General features: G+C 66.5%; 16 protein-coding genes. 2 read left to right on the forward strand and 14 right to left on the reverse strand.

Translation table 11 applies throughout. From position 1 onward, the window contains the following. The 10 genes from WBB07_RS16190 to WBB07_RS16235 form a co-directional block, all read right to left on the reverse strand. Positions 1 to 205: NADH-quinone oxidoreductase subunit A (locus WBB07_RS16190; RefSeq protein WP_526309426.1), on the reverse strand; the 205-nt coding region annotated here is incomplete at its 3' end. Between the two features lie 68 nt (positions 206 to 273). Beyond that, positions 274 to 1,110, reverse strand: coding sequence for a hypothetical protein (locus WBB07_RS16195; RefSeq protein ID WP_526309411.1), 837 nt, complete (start codon positions 1,108 to 1,110; stop codon positions 274 to 276). Next, entirely contained in the window at positions 1,107 to 2,318 is a 1,212-nt protein-coding gene (locus tag WBB07_RS16200; protein ID WP_526309412.1) for an NHL repeat-containing protein, read from the reverse strand. Before WBB07_RS16200 ends, WBB07_RS16195 begins: the two co-directional genes overlap by 4 nt. Continuing rightward, complete coding sequence (locus WBB07_RS16205) at positions 2,315 to 3,202, reverse strand: NifU family protein (protein ID WP_526309413.1); 888 nt, start codon at positions 3,200 to 3,202, stop codon at positions 2,315 to 2,317. Before WBB07_RS16205 ends, WBB07_RS16200 begins: the two co-directional genes overlap by 4 nt. Next, positions 3,199 to 4,452, reverse strand: a complete 1,254-nt coding sequence (locus tag WBB07_RS16210) for a hypothetical protein (RefSeq protein WP_526309414.1) — start codon at positions 4,450 to 4,452, stop codon at positions 3,199 to 3,201. The genes WBB07_RS16205 and WBB07_RS16210 overlap by 4 nt, the downstream gene beginning before the upstream one ends. Positions 4,453 to 4,456: 4 nt before the next feature. Continuing rightward, positions 4,457 to 4,717, reverse strand: a complete 261-nt coding sequence (locus WBB07_RS16215; RefSeq protein WP_526309415.1) for a hypothetical protein — start codon at positions 4,715 to 4,717, stop codon at positions 4,457 to 4,459. A gap of 5 nt (positions 4,718 to 4,722) precedes the next feature. Continuing rightward, positions 4,723 to 5,484 (reverse strand): hydrogenase maturation protease, encoded by a 762-nt coding sequence (locus WBB07_RS16220; protein ID WP_526309425.1) that lies wholly within the window; start codon positions 5,482 to 5,484, stop codon positions 4,723 to 4,725. Between the two features lie 83 nt (positions 5,485 to 5,567). Beyond that, entirely contained in the window at positions 5,568 to 7,175 is a 1,608-nt protein-coding gene (locus WBB07_RS16225; RefSeq protein WP_526309416.1) for a nickel-dependent hydrogenase large subunit, read from the reverse strand. A gap of 53 nt (positions 7,176 to 7,228) precedes the next feature. After that, positions 7,229 to 8,200, reverse strand: a complete 972-nt coding sequence (locus tag WBB07_RS16230; RefSeq protein ID WP_526309417.1) for an NADH-quinone oxidoreductase subunit B family protein — start codon at positions 8,198 to 8,200, stop codon at positions 7,229 to 7,231. Between the two features lie 90 nt (positions 8,201 to 8,290). Then, a complete protein-coding gene (locus WBB07_RS16235; RefSeq protein WP_526309418.1) occupies positions 8,291 to 8,854 on the reverse strand; it encodes a DUF1641 domain-containing protein in 564 nt (187 codons plus the stop codon). A gap of 270 nt (positions 8,855 to 9,124) precedes the next feature. Here WBB07_RS16235 and WBB07_RS16240 point away from each other — a divergent pair, with 270 nt between their 5' ends. After that, positions 9,125 to 10,186: a helix-turn-helix transcriptional regulator gene (locus WBB07_RS16240; RefSeq protein ID WP_526309419.1), complete on the forward strand. Its 1,062-nt coding sequence runs from the start codon at positions 9,125 to 9,127 to the stop codon at positions 10,184 to 10,186. 5 nt (positions 10,187 to 10,191) lie between these two features. Here the strand turns inward: WBB07_RS16240 and WBB07_RS16245 are convergent, their stop codons facing one another. Genes WBB07_RS16245 through WBB07_RS16260 form a run of 4 tightly spaced genes read right to left on the reverse strand, consistent with a single transcriptional unit; the run spans position 10,192 to position 13,930 of the window. After that, a complete protein-coding gene (locus tag WBB07_RS16245) occupies positions 10,192 to 11,115 on the reverse strand; it encodes a LysR family transcriptional regulator (RefSeq protein ID WP_526309420.1) in 924 nt (307 codons plus the stop codon). Continuing rightward, positions 11,112 to 12,068 carry a CbbX protein gene (gene cbbX / locus WBB07_RS16250; RefSeq protein WP_526309421.1) on the reverse strand — a complete coding sequence of 319 codons (957 nt, stop codon included), beginning with the start codon at positions 12,066 to 12,068 and terminating at the stop codon, positions 11,112 to 11,114. The genes WBB07_RS16245 and cbbX overlap by 4 nt, the downstream gene beginning before the upstream one ends. Next, positions 12,065 to 12,487 (reverse strand): ribulose bisphosphate carboxylase small subunit, encoded by a 423-nt coding sequence (locus WBB07_RS16255; RefSeq protein ID WP_526309422.1) that lies wholly within the window; start codon positions 12,485 to 12,487, stop codon positions 12,065 to 12,067. The genes cbbX and WBB07_RS16255 overlap by 4 nt, the downstream gene beginning before the upstream one ends. Positions 12,488 to 12,499: 12 nt before the next feature. Then, a complete protein-coding gene (locus WBB07_RS16260; RefSeq protein WP_526309423.1) occupies positions 12,500 to 13,930 on the reverse strand; it encodes a form I ribulose bisphosphate carboxylase large subunit in 1,431 nt (476 codons plus the stop codon). A 194-nt stretch (positions 13,931 to 14,124) separates the two neighbouring features. Here WBB07_RS16260 and WBB07_RS16265 point away from each other — a divergent pair, with 194 nt between their 5' ends. Then, a complete protein-coding gene (locus tag WBB07_RS16265; protein WP_526309424.1) occupies positions 14,125 to 15,135 on the forward strand; it encodes a class I fructose-bisphosphate aldolase in 1,011 nt (336 codons plus the stop codon). The last annotated feature ends 40 nt before the right edge of the window (positions 15,136 to 15,175 follow it).

Raw genomic sequence — 15,175 nt, forward strand, 5'->3', positions numbered from 1 at the left:
TCCCACACTCATACGCCGACAACTTCGCCCGATTGAACCGCCGCGGCCCCACCACCAACCCAATCCCCACCGACACCACCGCAAACACCGCAGCAATCACCCCAAGCACCAAAATGGGAAAATAGACGCCCAACCTGGCTCCGATCATCGAGGTGGTGGAGATGACTGGGCCGCAAAGCTTCTCGGCTCTCTCCTGTACCTGCATGTCTACGCGATCGGAGCGCGTGGGTTTACCCCGTTATGGGGGAGACGGCAGGTGATCCCGAGGGGGATCTATCGCGTGAGCCCCACCAGACCGGGGTCGAACGACGCCCGGGCAGCCACCGAAACGGCGGCAGCACTCACCACCACGCCTGCGTAACGCTCATATCCCTTGGGAAAGACGATCTCTGCGCTGTCGGGTCCGTCACGATGCGCCATCAGCCAGTCGTAGAGCAGCCAGTCCACCGCACAGGTGACGGCGATCGGATCCGCTTCAGGGCTGCGTGCTGCGTCGACCACCCGTTGCAGCTCGGCGATGTGCTCGGCCCGAGCGGCCTCCTTGTTGACCCCGGAGCTGTCGAACATCATCATCGACAAGGTGAGCGGAAGTCGTTGTCCTGCTTCCGTTCGCACCACCCAGCGGCCGCCGTACCACGGCTTGTCGGGGTCGACTTGGCACATCTCGCCGTATCCGCCGACAACGCCGATCGAGGGCTCGTCGAGTTGGCCCTCCAGTGGAGCGGGACCGAGCAACCCGAGGGGTTGTCGGGCGCAGATCGAGAACAGCGCGGCTGTCCCGATGATCTTGCCCGCTCGTAGGTCAGCAGACAAACCGGTGAGTTCCAGTGCCGCAGCGTATTCGAAGCACAACCGGTCAAGGGTGCGATGCAGGTCCAGCAGCTCGTCTCGCTCGGCTCCCCCGTTGGGTCCGCGGCCGCCGCCGAGGATCTCGCCGAACCCGGCCGCGGCGATGATCAACGCATCATCGAGCGCCTCCAGGTGCGTGGCCACCAACCGGTCTGGTTCCTCGTCGTGTGCAACAAGTTCCTGCAGTGTCGCCGGCGCCCCGTCGGCACTGGTCCAGTAGAAGCCGATCTGCCCGTCGGCTTGGACGATTTGTGGTCTCATCCGAGGCCCTGGCGCCGCCAGATCACGACCCGGTTGTTACCCGAGTCCGCCACCGCCAGCCGGTCCCCGCACAACGACAGACCGTACGGCCAGCACAGCGTGTCGTGTTGCACCGAGGTCCACCGGTTCTCCCCGTTCGTCGCAAATGTCGGCTGTGCCAGCACGTGATCTGCGGCGCGTCCGTCGGTCGGCAGCCCCTCCCACAGCAGGACCCGGTTGTTGGCGGTGTCCGCGATGGCCAGCCGATCCGACCCACCGGTGCTGTCGAGGTCGATGGCGTAGGGAAAGCGGAACCGGTCACCGCTGTGCGGCCCGTAGGGCCACTCCTCCGAGCTGTGAAAATCGGTCTGCCCCAACAGGATGTCCGCCGGTCGGTCCGCACCGGGCGGTGGTGTCCATCCGAGTATCCGGTGATTGCCGGCGTCGGCGATCAGCAGGAGGTCGTCTCGACCGGTGACTCCGTGCGGCCACCGAAAGCTCGCCGGACCCGCAACTGTGCCACGGTTCTCGTCCCGGCAGCTGGGATCGGATTGGCCCAGTACCACGTCGGCGGGCTGGCCTGGGTTCGGGATCCCGTTGTGCCAGCCGAGAACCCGCCGGTTCCCGGTATCGGCCACCCAGAAGGTCCCGCCGACCATCGCGATGCCGAACGGCCAGTAGAGCGATGAGGCGCAGCATTCGGCACCTGCATTGGGTTCCACCGAAACGGCATCGGCCTGGCCCAGGATGACATCGGGGGCGCGATCGTTGTCGGTGGGGACGGTGTTCCAGACCAGGATCCGGTGATGCCAGGCGTCGGCTACGACAAGGCGGCCGTCGTGGATCAGCACGCCGGTGGGTAGGTTCATCCCGCGCTCGGGTCCGCGACCACCTGCGGCCCGGCCCTCGGTGGCACCGTCCGGCTGGCCGAGCACGACGTCGGCCGGTTGCTCGTCGGTGTCGGGATTCCCGTGCCACACCAGCACCCGGTGATTGCCGGAGTCCGCCACCACCACATGGTCGGCGTCGAGGAACACCCCACGCGGCGAGTACATCCATGCCATGGTGGGCGCGGCGGGTGGGAGCGCAAGCCCCCCGGGTGCGGGCGCACCCAGCCAGACATCCGGTGACCAGCCGCCGCGCAGATCTTCCTGCGGAGCAGTGGCGGGCCGGGTTTCACCGGAGAGCAGCGTCCCACCGATGTGGTGGCGCACGGTGTATCGGCTCATCCCCGTACTCGCACCCAGACATCGCCGTCATCGATACGCAGCGGCAACTGCTCGAGCTGGGCGCCGGGTGCACTGAGGCACTCCCCCGATGCCGCGTCGTAGCAGAAACCGTGCCACGGGCAGGTCAGGGTGCCGCTGCCGACGTCGAGGATCGCGTTGTCCAACGGCAGTGCCTCGTGGGCACATTCGTTTCGATACGCCGAGAGTCGGTGCTCGACACTGACCACGATCACCTCGGTTGCCTCGGCCCCGAGGCGGCTCAGGGTCAGCTCACCGTCGGCGATGTCGCTGGCCGGCCCCACTTTGGCCCAGCCGTCGTCGACGGGATCACGAACGATACGCAGCGACTCCAGCGGAATCAGGGTGGGAGTCGGCTCGTTGCGCACCACCTCGACCGCGGTGATGGCGGGCACGCCGTCGATCAGGGCGCTCTCCACCAGGTTGCGCAGCGTGACCGAGGACATCGAGCATCCGTTGCACGCACCCTCGAGCCGGACGTAGGCGGTGCCGTCCTCGATACGGACCAGGGTCACATCACCACCATGGCTCTGCAACTGTGGACGGACTTCCACGAGAACACGATTGGCGTGGGTGAGTGGATCAGGGCGCACGATCTCGTGCAGCGACAGCAGCAGATGCACCACCGGGTCGTCGACCAGCTCGTAGAGCACGCTTCGGGCCTCGGGATCTTCTCGCAGCCTGCGCACGATGGTGACCAGACCGGCGCGATGCACCGCCTCGATCGCGGCCTTCACCTCGTCGGCGACGGCGCGGGCGGCGGGATCCAGGCCGGCCAGAGCGGCGACAGCATCATCGACCCGCTGCGCCAGCTTTTCGAAATCGCCGTCGGCGGTGGCAGTTCGGGGTTCGGCGCTGGCTGTCATGCCGGTCCCCCATCGTCATCGGTCCGCAACAGTGCCACCTGGCGGGCGATCTCGTCGAGCACACCACGTACCGCCCGCACCGACTCGTGGTCGTTCTGCTCCTCGAACAGGTAGCGGGCGTCGTAAAGTTTGGCTTTGGCCTGGTCGAACACCCCCAGGTGGGCCAGGGCGTTGCCCTGATTGGCCAGCACCCGGGCCCGGCCCGACGGGTCGGTGTCCCGGTCACGCGCCTCGAGGACCGCTTCGTAGAGTTCGACGGCCTCGACCAAGTTGTCGGCCTGGTGTTTCGACGGGGTGTAGACCAGCGAGTTGGCCAGGTTCAGCTGCACACTGGCCCACTGTTCGGGATAGTCCTCGCGGGTGTACACCTTCAGCGCCGAGCGCAGCGAATTGGCGGCGACACCGAGGCGCAGCTGCCCCGAGGCCTCGACCATCGGCATGGTCAGGTAGGCGGTGGCGAGGTTGGCGTGGGCCGACGCCCACAACAGTGGCGCCTCCTCCCGCAGCACCAGCTGCAGCGCTGAATAATAGTGCGGCACCGTCTTGTTCAGGAGTTCAGGGCGGTCGCCGGACTTTTCGTGCAGCAACCCGGCGAGGTTGAGGTGCAGCTCGGCACGACCGATCCGCAGTCCGTCGGCTCCGGCGAGCACCCGCAGGGCCCGCTCCAGCCGCTGTTCGGCAGAGGCATCATCAGCGTCGCGGCAAATCGACGCGGCCGCCCCCATCAGGACACCCTGCAGTGCCGGGGAGTCGGCACCGGCCGCCTCGACCGCTCGATCCAACAGGTCGACGGCGTCCTGCAGTGCGCCGTCGGCGAGCGCGTGACTGGCCTGGACCGAAAGCACGGTGGCAGCCAGTTCGGCGTCCGCGTCGCCGAGGTCGGGCGGGGTGTCGGTTCGGCCGAGCACAAACAGCACCACGTCGACCAGGACCCCGAACTCGCCGAGGGCGGCCCGGACCGAGTCGGCGTCCTCGCTGTCGGGGTCGAGCACAAAGCGGTTGTACCGCGACACCGGATCGGTACCGGTCAGCTCCGCCAGCGCGGACTCCCGATCACCGGCCAGCGCGTAGGCGTGGGCCAGCAACGCATTTGGCCACTGCCCTGGGGTGTTGCCGGCCAGCAGGGCGTTGCGCACATCCTCGGTGTCGTCACCGGCCGGGATCAGCAGATATCCCAGCGGCAGCGGGAAGGCGCCCAGTGGTTGCGGACGGACGGCAACGGCAACATCGGAGTCGGGCAGGGCAGTCATCAGCTCATCCGTTCAGGGGTCCGCGCAGGTCACGCTCGGCGGCCCGCTTGATCAGCCGGGCGGACAGCTCGGCCCTGGCTTTGGTGGCATGGGTGTCGATCCGCTTGCGGACCACGCCGTCGGCGAACACGACAACGATCTCCACCGCCCAGCGGCCGCGTTCGGGGACGACGACGGTCTCCACACCGAGGGCGTCATCGGCGGAGCTGTGCTTGTTGGCCGCCGTTTTGGGTCGAGACGTCTTGGGCCGAGGCTCCTCAGTCATCAGCATCACCGGTCGGACCCCAGTGGTATCCGCAATGCACGCTGCGCATCGTCCCAGGATGCCGCACAGCGACCGGTGGGGAGCAGGTCACCGAGAACTTCGTGGATCAGCAGTGAGCGATCCCCGGCAGGATTACGTTGCTTGAGCAACAGTCCGCCACTGCGTGGGCCACGCAGCGGGATCAGCCACAGGTCATCGTCGCGCAGCACGGCGGCGACGGCGTCCGACGGGAATCGCCCGGCAGCCAGTGCGGCGTCCAGACGCAGGTAACCGTCGGCGGTGAACTCAACGGTGACGTCCTCCTCCAGGCGTGGCCGCAGCGGCCCGAGGTAGTCGGCCTCGATGTGGGCGATTGTCTCTTCCATCGCCGCCTGTACCGGTTCGGAGAGTTCGGCCCCGGGCTCGACGCCGGCCGCCTCGATGAGGAAGACGGTGATGTCGGTGGGGCAGGCCTCCCCCAGCGCCCACCTGGCAAACGCGATCGCGTGGTCCCACCGGAAGGAGTGGGTGTGCAGCCCCTGCAGCGGTGGTAGTTCGGCCAGTTCGGCGCCGGGGACCCGGAAGAGGGTTCCCGGCGCCGACCCGGTCGCCGCCGCGTCGATGATCACCACCTGTGCGGCTCCGCGCATCTGGAAGGCGACGTCCATTCCGGCGGTCCCGCCGTCGACGAGACGCGCGCCCTCGGGGACGCCCCGCTCCCAGAGGTGACGCACCAGCACCGGACCGACCCCGTCGTCGCCCCGAAGCAGGTTGCCACAACCGATGATCAGCACCTCACAGCCGGGCGGCTCGATATCGACCGCCGGCGGTACCGGGCTGCTGTCAGGAGTTGAACCGACCAACGGGACGCTCACACCATTCCGTTGATCACGAACTGCGACAGTTGTTTTCCGGTCTTGCCATCGTAGGCGTGCACCGTGCAGACCAGGCAGGAGTCGAAGCTGCGCGCGACGTGGCCGAGCTCCACCGGATCCTCCGGGTCGACGATCGGCGACCCCACCAGCGCACTCTCGATCGGGCCGAGCACGTTCTCACCGTCGCGGGGACCGATGTTCCACGCAGTCGGAGTGATCACCTGGTAGTTCTTGATCTTGTTGTCTTCGATGACAATCCAGTCGGCGAGCGAGCCGCGGGCCGCCTCGGTGGCGCCGAAGCCCTTGCCCTCGGCGTGCTCCGTCGGCTTGGTGTAGAAGCTCTCCTTGAGGTCCAGCTGATCCAGCCAGCCGCGCACCCACTGGTAGTACTTGGGGGCCTCGTGCATCCGAGCCAGCTGCCGCACCAACACACTGGGCCCGATCTTGGCCATGATGTCGACGAACAACGGGTCGTTGTCCTGGTGTGCGGCGGCATCGGGACCGGCTGCCGTCATCCGGCGCGCCAGCGGACCCGCCTCCAACGGGATGTGGCCCAGATCCCCGACCGCATAGCGCGGTGATTTGGCCCAGCTGTACTTGCCCTGCTTCCTGCCGTCCTCGGGGTCGATCGGGATGGTCTCCCCCTCGAACGGATGCAGCGGCCGGGACCCCTCGTAGAACGAATGTGTGGTGTCCTCACGCACATTCGCCTGGTCGAACTCGTACCACTGCCCCTGTGCGTACACCCCGGAACGCCCGATCAACGCGGCATTGCGCCCGTCGATGGTCGGGTTCTCGTACAACGACGGTTCGAAGTACGTGCCGGTGGCGATGTAGTTGCCGACCCCCTGGCCGTACTTGTCGAGCCCGACATCCAGGCAGTACCGGATGAAGAACCCGCAGTCGCTGTTGTACTGCTCCTCGTTCTCGTCGACCCACTCCAGGATGTCTTCCCAGGTCTTGTTCTCCAGCCAGCGCTCGATACTGCAGCCCAGCCACTGCTTTTCGAGCCAGTTGTCCTTCCAGTGCTCCAGGATCGCGATGGAACGGGTGACATCGGACAGGGTGGGGGCGCTCATCACACCGCCGGGAACCATGAAGCTGGAGTGCGGCCACTGCCCACCGAAGATCGCATACACCTCGACCGGCTTGGCCGAAAGAACCACGCCTGGTTGGTAGCTCGTGCCGACGTACGGCGCGAACCGGCGGACCGCCTCGTCGTACATCTTCGATTTGGCGTAGTTCTTGTTGGTCAGGTCGATGGCAAACAGCGCGTAGAAGTAGCGCGGAATCGACTGCAGCGTCTCGACGGCCTGACAGATGTTACGGATCAGCGTCGCGTTCTGCGGCATGTGGGTACGCCATGCGGTGTCCAGCGCGTACGCGGACTTGTACAGATGGCTGCCACCGCAGATACCGCAGATGCGCGGGCAGACGATCAGTCCGGCCTGCGGGTCCTTGCCCCGCAGGATGATCTCGAAGCCACGGAACATCGCCGCCTCGGTCCAAGCCGAGGTGACGACCCCGTCCTCGATGGTGACGCGGACGTCGAGGTCACCCTCGACCCGGCCCAGTGGGCTGACGAAGAGGTCTAGCGCGGTCATGAATGGTCCTCTCGGAGGTCTGGTTGAAAGGCGTTCGCCGGGGGCTGTTCCGGCTAGACCACGAACATGTCTTCTTTGGACCACTGGGGCGCGGCGATTCGAGCCGCCGCCGCGTGCGCCATGTAGGTCAGGTGGTCGGAGCCTTCCGGGACTTCCTTCGGGATCATGCCGCTGACCTTCTGGGTCTTGAACACGGTGCCCGGCGCCAGATCGAAGTGCGGGAACTCCGGTTCGGTGCAGCCGAGGCAGGGCATGCCGGCACGGGTTTTCGATGACTGCCGGTTCCACAGGATGCGGTTGCACGGCGAATGGGTCATCGGTCCACGGCAGCCGAACTCGTAGAACAGGCACCCGGTGCGGGTGCCCTCGCCGAAGGACATCGTGGACTGCTTGTATTCGAAGAATTGCACTCGGGTGCAACCTGTTTGGGTGAACGTCTTGAAGAAGGTCTCGGGCCGGTGCAGGTCGTCGAGCGTGATGTCCCCGGCGCGGCCCGTCGCCAACGCCACCAGGATCTGGGTGATCCAGTCGGGGTGCGCGGGGCAACCGGGGATGTTGATCACCGGCAACCCCATCTTGGAACGGAAGTCCGGGCCCAGGTAGCCGCCCCGGTCCCTCCGGTGGAACTGCAGACCGGTCGAACCCGACGGGTTGGGCTCCATCGCGGGGATGCCACCGAAACAGGCACAGTCACCGATGGCCACCACGATCTGCGCTGCGGCCGCCAGGTCGTCCACCCAGTCCTTCATCGGCCGGTCGGCGAAGATGTCCATTCGCCCCGTACCGTTCGGCGCCTCGATCACGGTGCCCTCGAAGACGAAGATGTCCAGGGGACGCTCACCGTTTACGCAGTCCCAGAACACTTTCTGGGCGTTCTGGCCGAGTTCGAGCCCGAGCGACGGGTGCCAGAGCAGGTCGAGCCCGAAGTCGACGACAAGATCGACGACATTGGGTTCCTCGGCGTTGAGAAACGACATGGTGTTCCCACTGCATGCCCCTCCCTGAAACCATAAAACGGAAGCCATCTTCCGGACTCCTCTCGCAATGTGCGGTCCGTGGGCGCCCAAGGGCCGGGCCGCATTTTCAATATGGGCTGAATTGGAAAAGAATGTGAATTATTTGGGGAGTTGACGCCCGAAAGAACGCGCCACGTGAATAAGAAATCCGAGACCGCGATTGATGTCTTTGTCCTTGCTGACCCGCCACAATCCGAAGATGCCTTTGGGGCCGCCCGGATCCGCCTCCGCGGCTGCTTTTCCGTCGATGAGTGCCTGACCGAGTTCGACGAGCACATCGGCGGCCTCGGGCTGCACCAACGGCGAATGCAGAAGCTTGTTCATCACGGGCATGGCGTCCACGATCGCCGTCGACAACGCCGCCAGGTTGACCGCCAGCGACTGCAGGTCGACGGTCCGAAGTTCCGACCGGGCTTCCTCGAAGCGGGGCAGGCTCGCGGTCAATGCCGCCGCCGGCCCGCGTAGGTCGCCGACCGCGGACGCAAGCGACTCGCTGATCTCGTCGCCTCGGCGCACCAGGCCGTCGAGCCCGGTGACGAGGATGGCGAGCAGGTCGGCATGGTCCAGCAGGCTGTTCAGCGACGCGGCGACCTCGGGGTCGTCGAGCCGTTCGCGCAGCCGGTCGGCCGGCGAGATCTCGACCACGTGACCGTTTGCCACCATGCATCCTCCTGCGGTGTTTTAGGGCGGGCTGTGCCCCGGGGCCATCAGCATCGACAAGGGGGCTGGGAAGAGCTGTGGCCGCAATCACAAACTAGCGATCATTTCGGGTCGTGCCTATCGCTTTCGCGCAGTAGCTGTCAGAATTGCGAAAACCTCAGCGCGCTGACGCGCGCCTCGATGCCAGGAGACTTGCGTGTTCGCCGCGCATTACTTACTGAATGCTTCATTGCCATCCGTGCTGTTTGCGGTCCGGCTGGCGCACCGGTCGCCATGTCGCGCCTGACCCGGCTCGGCTATATCGACGTCCGCCGCACCACCACGCCGGTACGCAGAAAAGTCCGCTCGCGCGGCGTTCCACCTGCGCTGGCCGACAACGAGATCTTCTACACCGAGAACCCGGCAGAGGCGTCACGACTGCTCGCCAAAGCGCTGGCCCCACTGACCCTCAAGGTCGACGCCGAGGACCCCGACAGGTTTGCTGCGACGATGCACGGCGTCCGGTTGCGGAACGTCAGCATGCTGTACGTCGATTTACATGTGAGCGCCACCGTCGACATTCCGTCTCTCGGGCAATACTTCGCCGTGCACATGCCGATGAACGGCAGCGCCGTGATCTCCCACCGTGGACGCACCTTCGAGGCAAATACTCTGAGGGCTCTGGTGACCACACCTGGCGTCCCGCTGCGCATCAAGTTCGGCCATGACTCACCACAGCTACTGATCCGGATCGAGGAGCGGGCGATGGCCGCACACCTGACCCGGCTGCTCGGCCGAAGCCTGAACCGACCCCTGGAGTTCGAACCCGAATTCGATCTGGCCACCGAGGCGGCCATGCGATGGCACACCGCGGTTCAGCTGATCCACACCGAGGTCTTCCATCCCGGCTCGCTGATCCAGCGCGGCCAGGGAATCGGCGCGGTCGAAGAGCTGGTGATGAGCAGTCTGCTGCAGTTGCAGCCGTCGAATTATCACGACGAGTTCCTACAACCGCCACAGCCGGACCAGCGACGCGCCGTGGTGCAGAACGCGATGAACTACATCGACAGTCATCTGGCCGAACGCATCACCATGGAAGCGATCGCCAAGGTGGTGCACATGAGCGTGCGCTCGATCCAGCAGGGTTTCCGCGAGGAACTCGGCATCACGCCGATGACCTACGTTCGGGAGCGTCGGCTCGAACGGGTGCATGAGGAGCTGACCGACGCCATCCCCTCGGACGGCGTCACGGTGACGGCCGTTGCCGAACGTTGGGGGTTCCACCACCTGGGCAGTTTTGCCGTCGAGTACCGCAAACGCTGGGGCGAAGCACCGTCGGAAACGCTGCGGCGGTAGCGGTCCTACCCGGCCGCACGTTCCTCGCTGCCATACCGTCGCGCGCCGGTCACCTGCCGCCACCCCAGCGATTTCTGGCTGATCAGGTGGGCGATGAGCAGCTCGGTGGACATCGTGGGCCGGGGCTGGCTGACCACATGCCAGGGTCGGTTCATCGGTGTTCCGGGGACCTCGAGTTCGACCAGGGTGCCGGAATCCAGGTGCCGGCTGACCGCCTGCCGCGACACCAAGGTGACGCCCAGCCCGGCGACGGCCGCCGCCACCACGGCGCCGTGCGACCCCAGCACCAGCTGCGGCGGCGTCACATCGAGCTCTTCCAGCAGGGCCGCCAGCGTCGAGCGAGTTCCCGAACCGGGTTCGCGCAACAGCCAGGTGGCGGTGGCCGGCAGGAAACCGGCCTCGGCTTCGGGTGTGCCGACAACGATCAGGTCATTCGGGCGCACGGCACGCACCCGTACCTTGCGGCGCAGCTCCTCAGGTGGCCGGCCGGCCACCACCAGATCCACTTCATGGCGCGCCAGCATCGGCCACACCGCATTTCGCGATGCCACCTCCAGGTGCAGGATCACCCCCGGGTGCTCGGCGCGGAACGTGGCCAGCGCCGCGGGGATCAGCAGCTCACCCGCCGAGGTGACCGCAGCCAGCCGGATCGACCCGTTCTCCGGGTCGGCCTCCCCGCGGGCGGCCAGGATCGCCTCGTCGTGCAGGCCCAGGATGGAACGGGCGTACTCCACATAGCGCTGCCCGGCCGGGGTCAGCCGCACCCCCCGGCCGTGGCGGTCCACCAGGGTGATGCCGATGTCCGCGCTCAGTGCGCGCAGCGCCGACGAGATCGAGGATTCCGTGACGACCAGGCGCTCGGCGGCACCGCGCACCGATCCGGTGTCGGCGAGTTCTACCAGGGCACGCAGTCGTGCATTGGTGGTCATCGCGTCTCACCTTCACCTAGCTCGAACACCCGGCTTGCCAGTAGATCCTCGGCCTCGATGGTGGTCAACTCCGACACACCGACGCAGGTCATCGGTCCGCTGACCAGTCGGCGTGCATGGCGCAGCCGGGCCCGTTCCAGCGCGTTGCGCACGCTGCGGGCATTGGCGAACCAGGGCTGTTCCCGACGCAGCCGCAGGTAGTCGCCGAACACCGACCTGGCCTCGTCGGAGAAGCGGTAGCCCAGATTCTCGACCATCAGGACGGCGATGTCCTCGAGCTCGGTGACGGTGTAGTCCGGGAAGGTGATGTGGTGGGCCACCCGGCTCTGCATACCGGGATTCGCCGAGAAGAACTGGTCCATCTTGTCGGCGTAGCCGGCGAGGATGACCACCAGGTCGTCGCGGTTGTTCTCCATCACCTGCAACAGGATCTCGATGGCCTCGCCGCCGTAATCCCGCTCGTTCTCCGCCTTGTAGAGGTAGTAGGCCTCGTCGATGAACAGCACCCCGCCCATCGCCCTCTTGATGACGTCCTTGGTCTTGGGTGCGGTGTGCCCGACGTACTCCCCGACCAGATCGTCGCGGGTGACGCTGACCAGGTGGCCGCGGCGCAGATAGCCCAGCCGGTGCAGCAGGTCGGCCATCCGCAACGCGACGGTGGTTTTGCCGGTGCCGGGGTTACCGGTGAAACACATGTGCAAGGTGGGTTGCGGTGCCTGCAGCCCGAACCGGGCCCGCATCCGATCCACCAGCAGCAGCGCGGCGATCTCGGCGATGCGGGTTTTCACCGGTTCCAGCCCGATGAGCTCACGGTCGAGCGCTTCGAGCACCTCGTCGACACCGGCGTCCGACCGAGCCGCGGCCAGATCGACCACGGCGTCGGCCGGCAGCACCGCGGGCGCGGTGTCCGGTTCGGCGGTTTCCGGCCGGCTCCCGAACGCGACGCGGGTCACGGCTCGTAACGCTCCCCCGGCGGCATATCGGTCGCATAGGCATGCGTGGTGTAACCGATCTGCCGGTTGGCCAGCTCGGCCCGGTCCAGCCGGAAGCCGGGTTCGGTGGCGGGCCGGTTGACGATGAACGACAGTGCCGTCGTCTGTCGGCCCAGGCTGGCGTCGTACGCGTTGAGCCGGATGTAGTGATTCGGGTTGGCGGCCCGGCAGGCGTTCACCTCCATCAGGACCCCAGCCGGATCCACCAGGTCGAACATCGGCATGCCCCACATCTCCCAGTAGATGTTGCGCGGGTGCGGATCGTCGGTGAACTCCACCGACAGCGGCCAGCCGTGGGACAGCGCATAGTTGATCTGCGCGGTGATCTCGTCATCGGTGAAGTCGGGCAGGTACGAGAAAGTGCCCTGGGTGATGCGCATCGTGTCCAGCTCCTAGGTCCGGCTCGGCGTCGCAACGACGTCGGGGGTGTCGGTGGATTCGTAGTTGAAGGTGATGTCGCCCCAGGTCGCCAGTGCGGTGTCCAGCGCCCGGTTACGTGAGGCCGCCTTCTTGAGGATGTCGGGGCCTTCGGCGTAGTAGTCCCGGCCCTCGTTGCGGGCCTTGATCATCGCCTCGAGCGCCACCCGGTTGGCCTCTGCTCCCGCGGCGATTCCCATCGGATGCCCGATGGTGCCGCCGCCGAACTGCAACACCACGTCCTCACCGAGGTAGTGGATCAACTGGTGCATCTGGCCGGCGTGGATACCGCCGGAGGCCACCGGCATGACACCGGGCATCGAGGCCCATTCCTGGTCGAAGTACAGGCCCTTGACCGGGTCGGCCTTCACGCTGTCCAGCCGCAACGTGTCGTAGAAGCCGGCGGTGGTGTTCGGGTCACCTTCGAGCTTGCCGACGACGGTGCCCGCGTGGATATGGTCCACCCCGGCCAGCCGCATCCACTTGGAGATCACCCGGAAGCTGACACCGTGGGACTTCTGCCGGGTGTAGGTGCCGTGGCCGGCGCGGTGCAGGTGCAGGATCACGCCGTTGTTGCGGGCCCATTTGGCCATCGATTGGATGGCGGTGTAGCCGATCGTCAGGTCGATCATGACGATCGCCGAACCGAGCTCGGCCGCGAACTCCGCCCGCTCGTACATCTCCTCCATGGTGCCGGCGGTGATGTTGAGATAGTGGCCCTTGATCTCGCCGGTGCTCGCCTGGGCCCGGTTGACCGCCTCCATGCAGAACAGGAACCGGTCCCGCCACCGCATGAAGGGCTGACTGTTGATGTTCTCGTCGTCCTTGGTGAAGTCCAGTCCCCCGCGCAACGCCTCGTAGACGACGCGGCCGTAGTTGCGTGCCGACAGCCCGAGCTTGGGTTTTGTGGTGGCCCCCAGCAGCGGCCTGCCGAACTTGCCGAGGTGCTCGCGTTCCATCACGATGCCGTGCGCGGGACCCTGGAACGTCTTGACGTAGTGCGTCGGGATCCGCATGTCCTCCAGCCGGAGCGCCTTGAGCGGTTTGAACCCGAAGACGTTGCCGATGATCGAGCTGGTCAGGTTTGCGATCGAGCCTTCTTCGAAGAGGTCGAGGTCGTAGGCGATCCAGGCGATCCACTGTCCGGGCGCATTCGGCACCGCATCCACGCGGTAGCACTTGGCCTGGTAGTGCTCGAAGGTGGTGAGCCGATCGGTCCACACCACTGTCCATGTCGCCGTGGAGGATTCCCCCGCCACCGCGGCCCCGGCCTCCTCTGGAGGCACCCCGTCCTGCGGGGTGATCCGGAAGGCGCACAACACATCGGAGTCCTTCGGCTCGTAATCCGGTTGCCAATAACCCATTTCCGCGTACGGGATGACTCCCGCGTTCCATCTGTCTGCCATGTGCCGAACACTGCCAGCAGACACTGAAGCAGTCTATCTAGAATTCGCCCTCAATAATGAAGTAATCACTTGATTGTTGGCGTCTCCCCGCGCAGATCCACCTCCTGGGTGAGGTCCCGGCCATCTGCCCCTCTTAGCGTCGGCGCGTATGGGCGCAATCAGGCGACCGAACCACACCACCAACAGGAGCATCGATGACTGACCGGCAGAACACGTGCAGGCAGATCGCCGCCGCGATGACGGCACCGGGCAAAGGCATCCTCGCCGCCGACGAGAGCATCGCCACCATGTCGTCGCGGCTGGAGAACGCCGGCGTCACCCCCACCGCCGACAGCCGCCGCCTGTACCGCGAGCTGCTCTGCACCACACCGGGACTGTCCGATTCGGTGTCCGGGATCATCTTCTGCGACGAGACCCTGGGCCAGGTGTTCCGTGATGGACAACCGTTTGCCCAGGCCGTCCGGCAGCTCGGCATCCTGCCCGGCATCAAGGTCGACACCGGCGCCAAGCCCGGTGCCGGGCTGCCCGGCGAGACCGTCACCGAGGGGCTCGACGGGCTGGCCGCGCGGCTGGCGCACTACGCGGAGATCGGCGCCGCGTTCGCCAAATGGCGCGCGGTCTTCACCATCACCGACACCCTGCCGAGCTGGGGAGCCACCATCAGCAACGCAAACGCACTGGCGCGCTACGCCGCCGCCTGCCAGGAGGCGGGGCTGGTCCCGATCGTCGAGCCCGAGGTGCTGATGACCGGTGACCACAGCCTGGAGCACTGCGCCGAGGTCACCGCAGGAGTCCATTCCGCGGTTCGCCAACAACTGAGCGCACTCAACGTCGACCTGGCCGGCATCGTGCTGAAACCCAATATGGTCATCGAAGGTGACAACCACCCGGTGCGGTCCACCCCGGAGCAGGTGGCCGCCGCCACCGTGCGCGTGCTGCGCGCCTGGCCCGCCGACCTGGCCGGTGTCGCATTCCTGTCCGGCGGCCAGGAACCCGAGCGGGCGACGGCAAACCTGGCGGCCGTGCAGCAGCATCAGACGCCCTGGCCGTTGACGTTCTCGTTCGGCCGGGCACTGGTGTCGCCGGCGCTGGCCGCCTGGCACGGCGACGAGACCCTGATCGGCGCCGGCCAGGACGCCCTGGCCGGCCACGTCGCGGCCAACGCTGCGGCGGTGCGGCTGCGCGGCGAACTCCAGCCCGCCTGACTCCCCCGGTTTTTCCCGCGAGCAGACACAAACTCGGGCT

The organism is Mycobacterium sp. (genome assembly GCF_049647605.1).
GTDB lineage: Bacteria > Actinomycetota > Actinomycetes > Mycobacteriales > Mycobacteriaceae > Mycobacterium.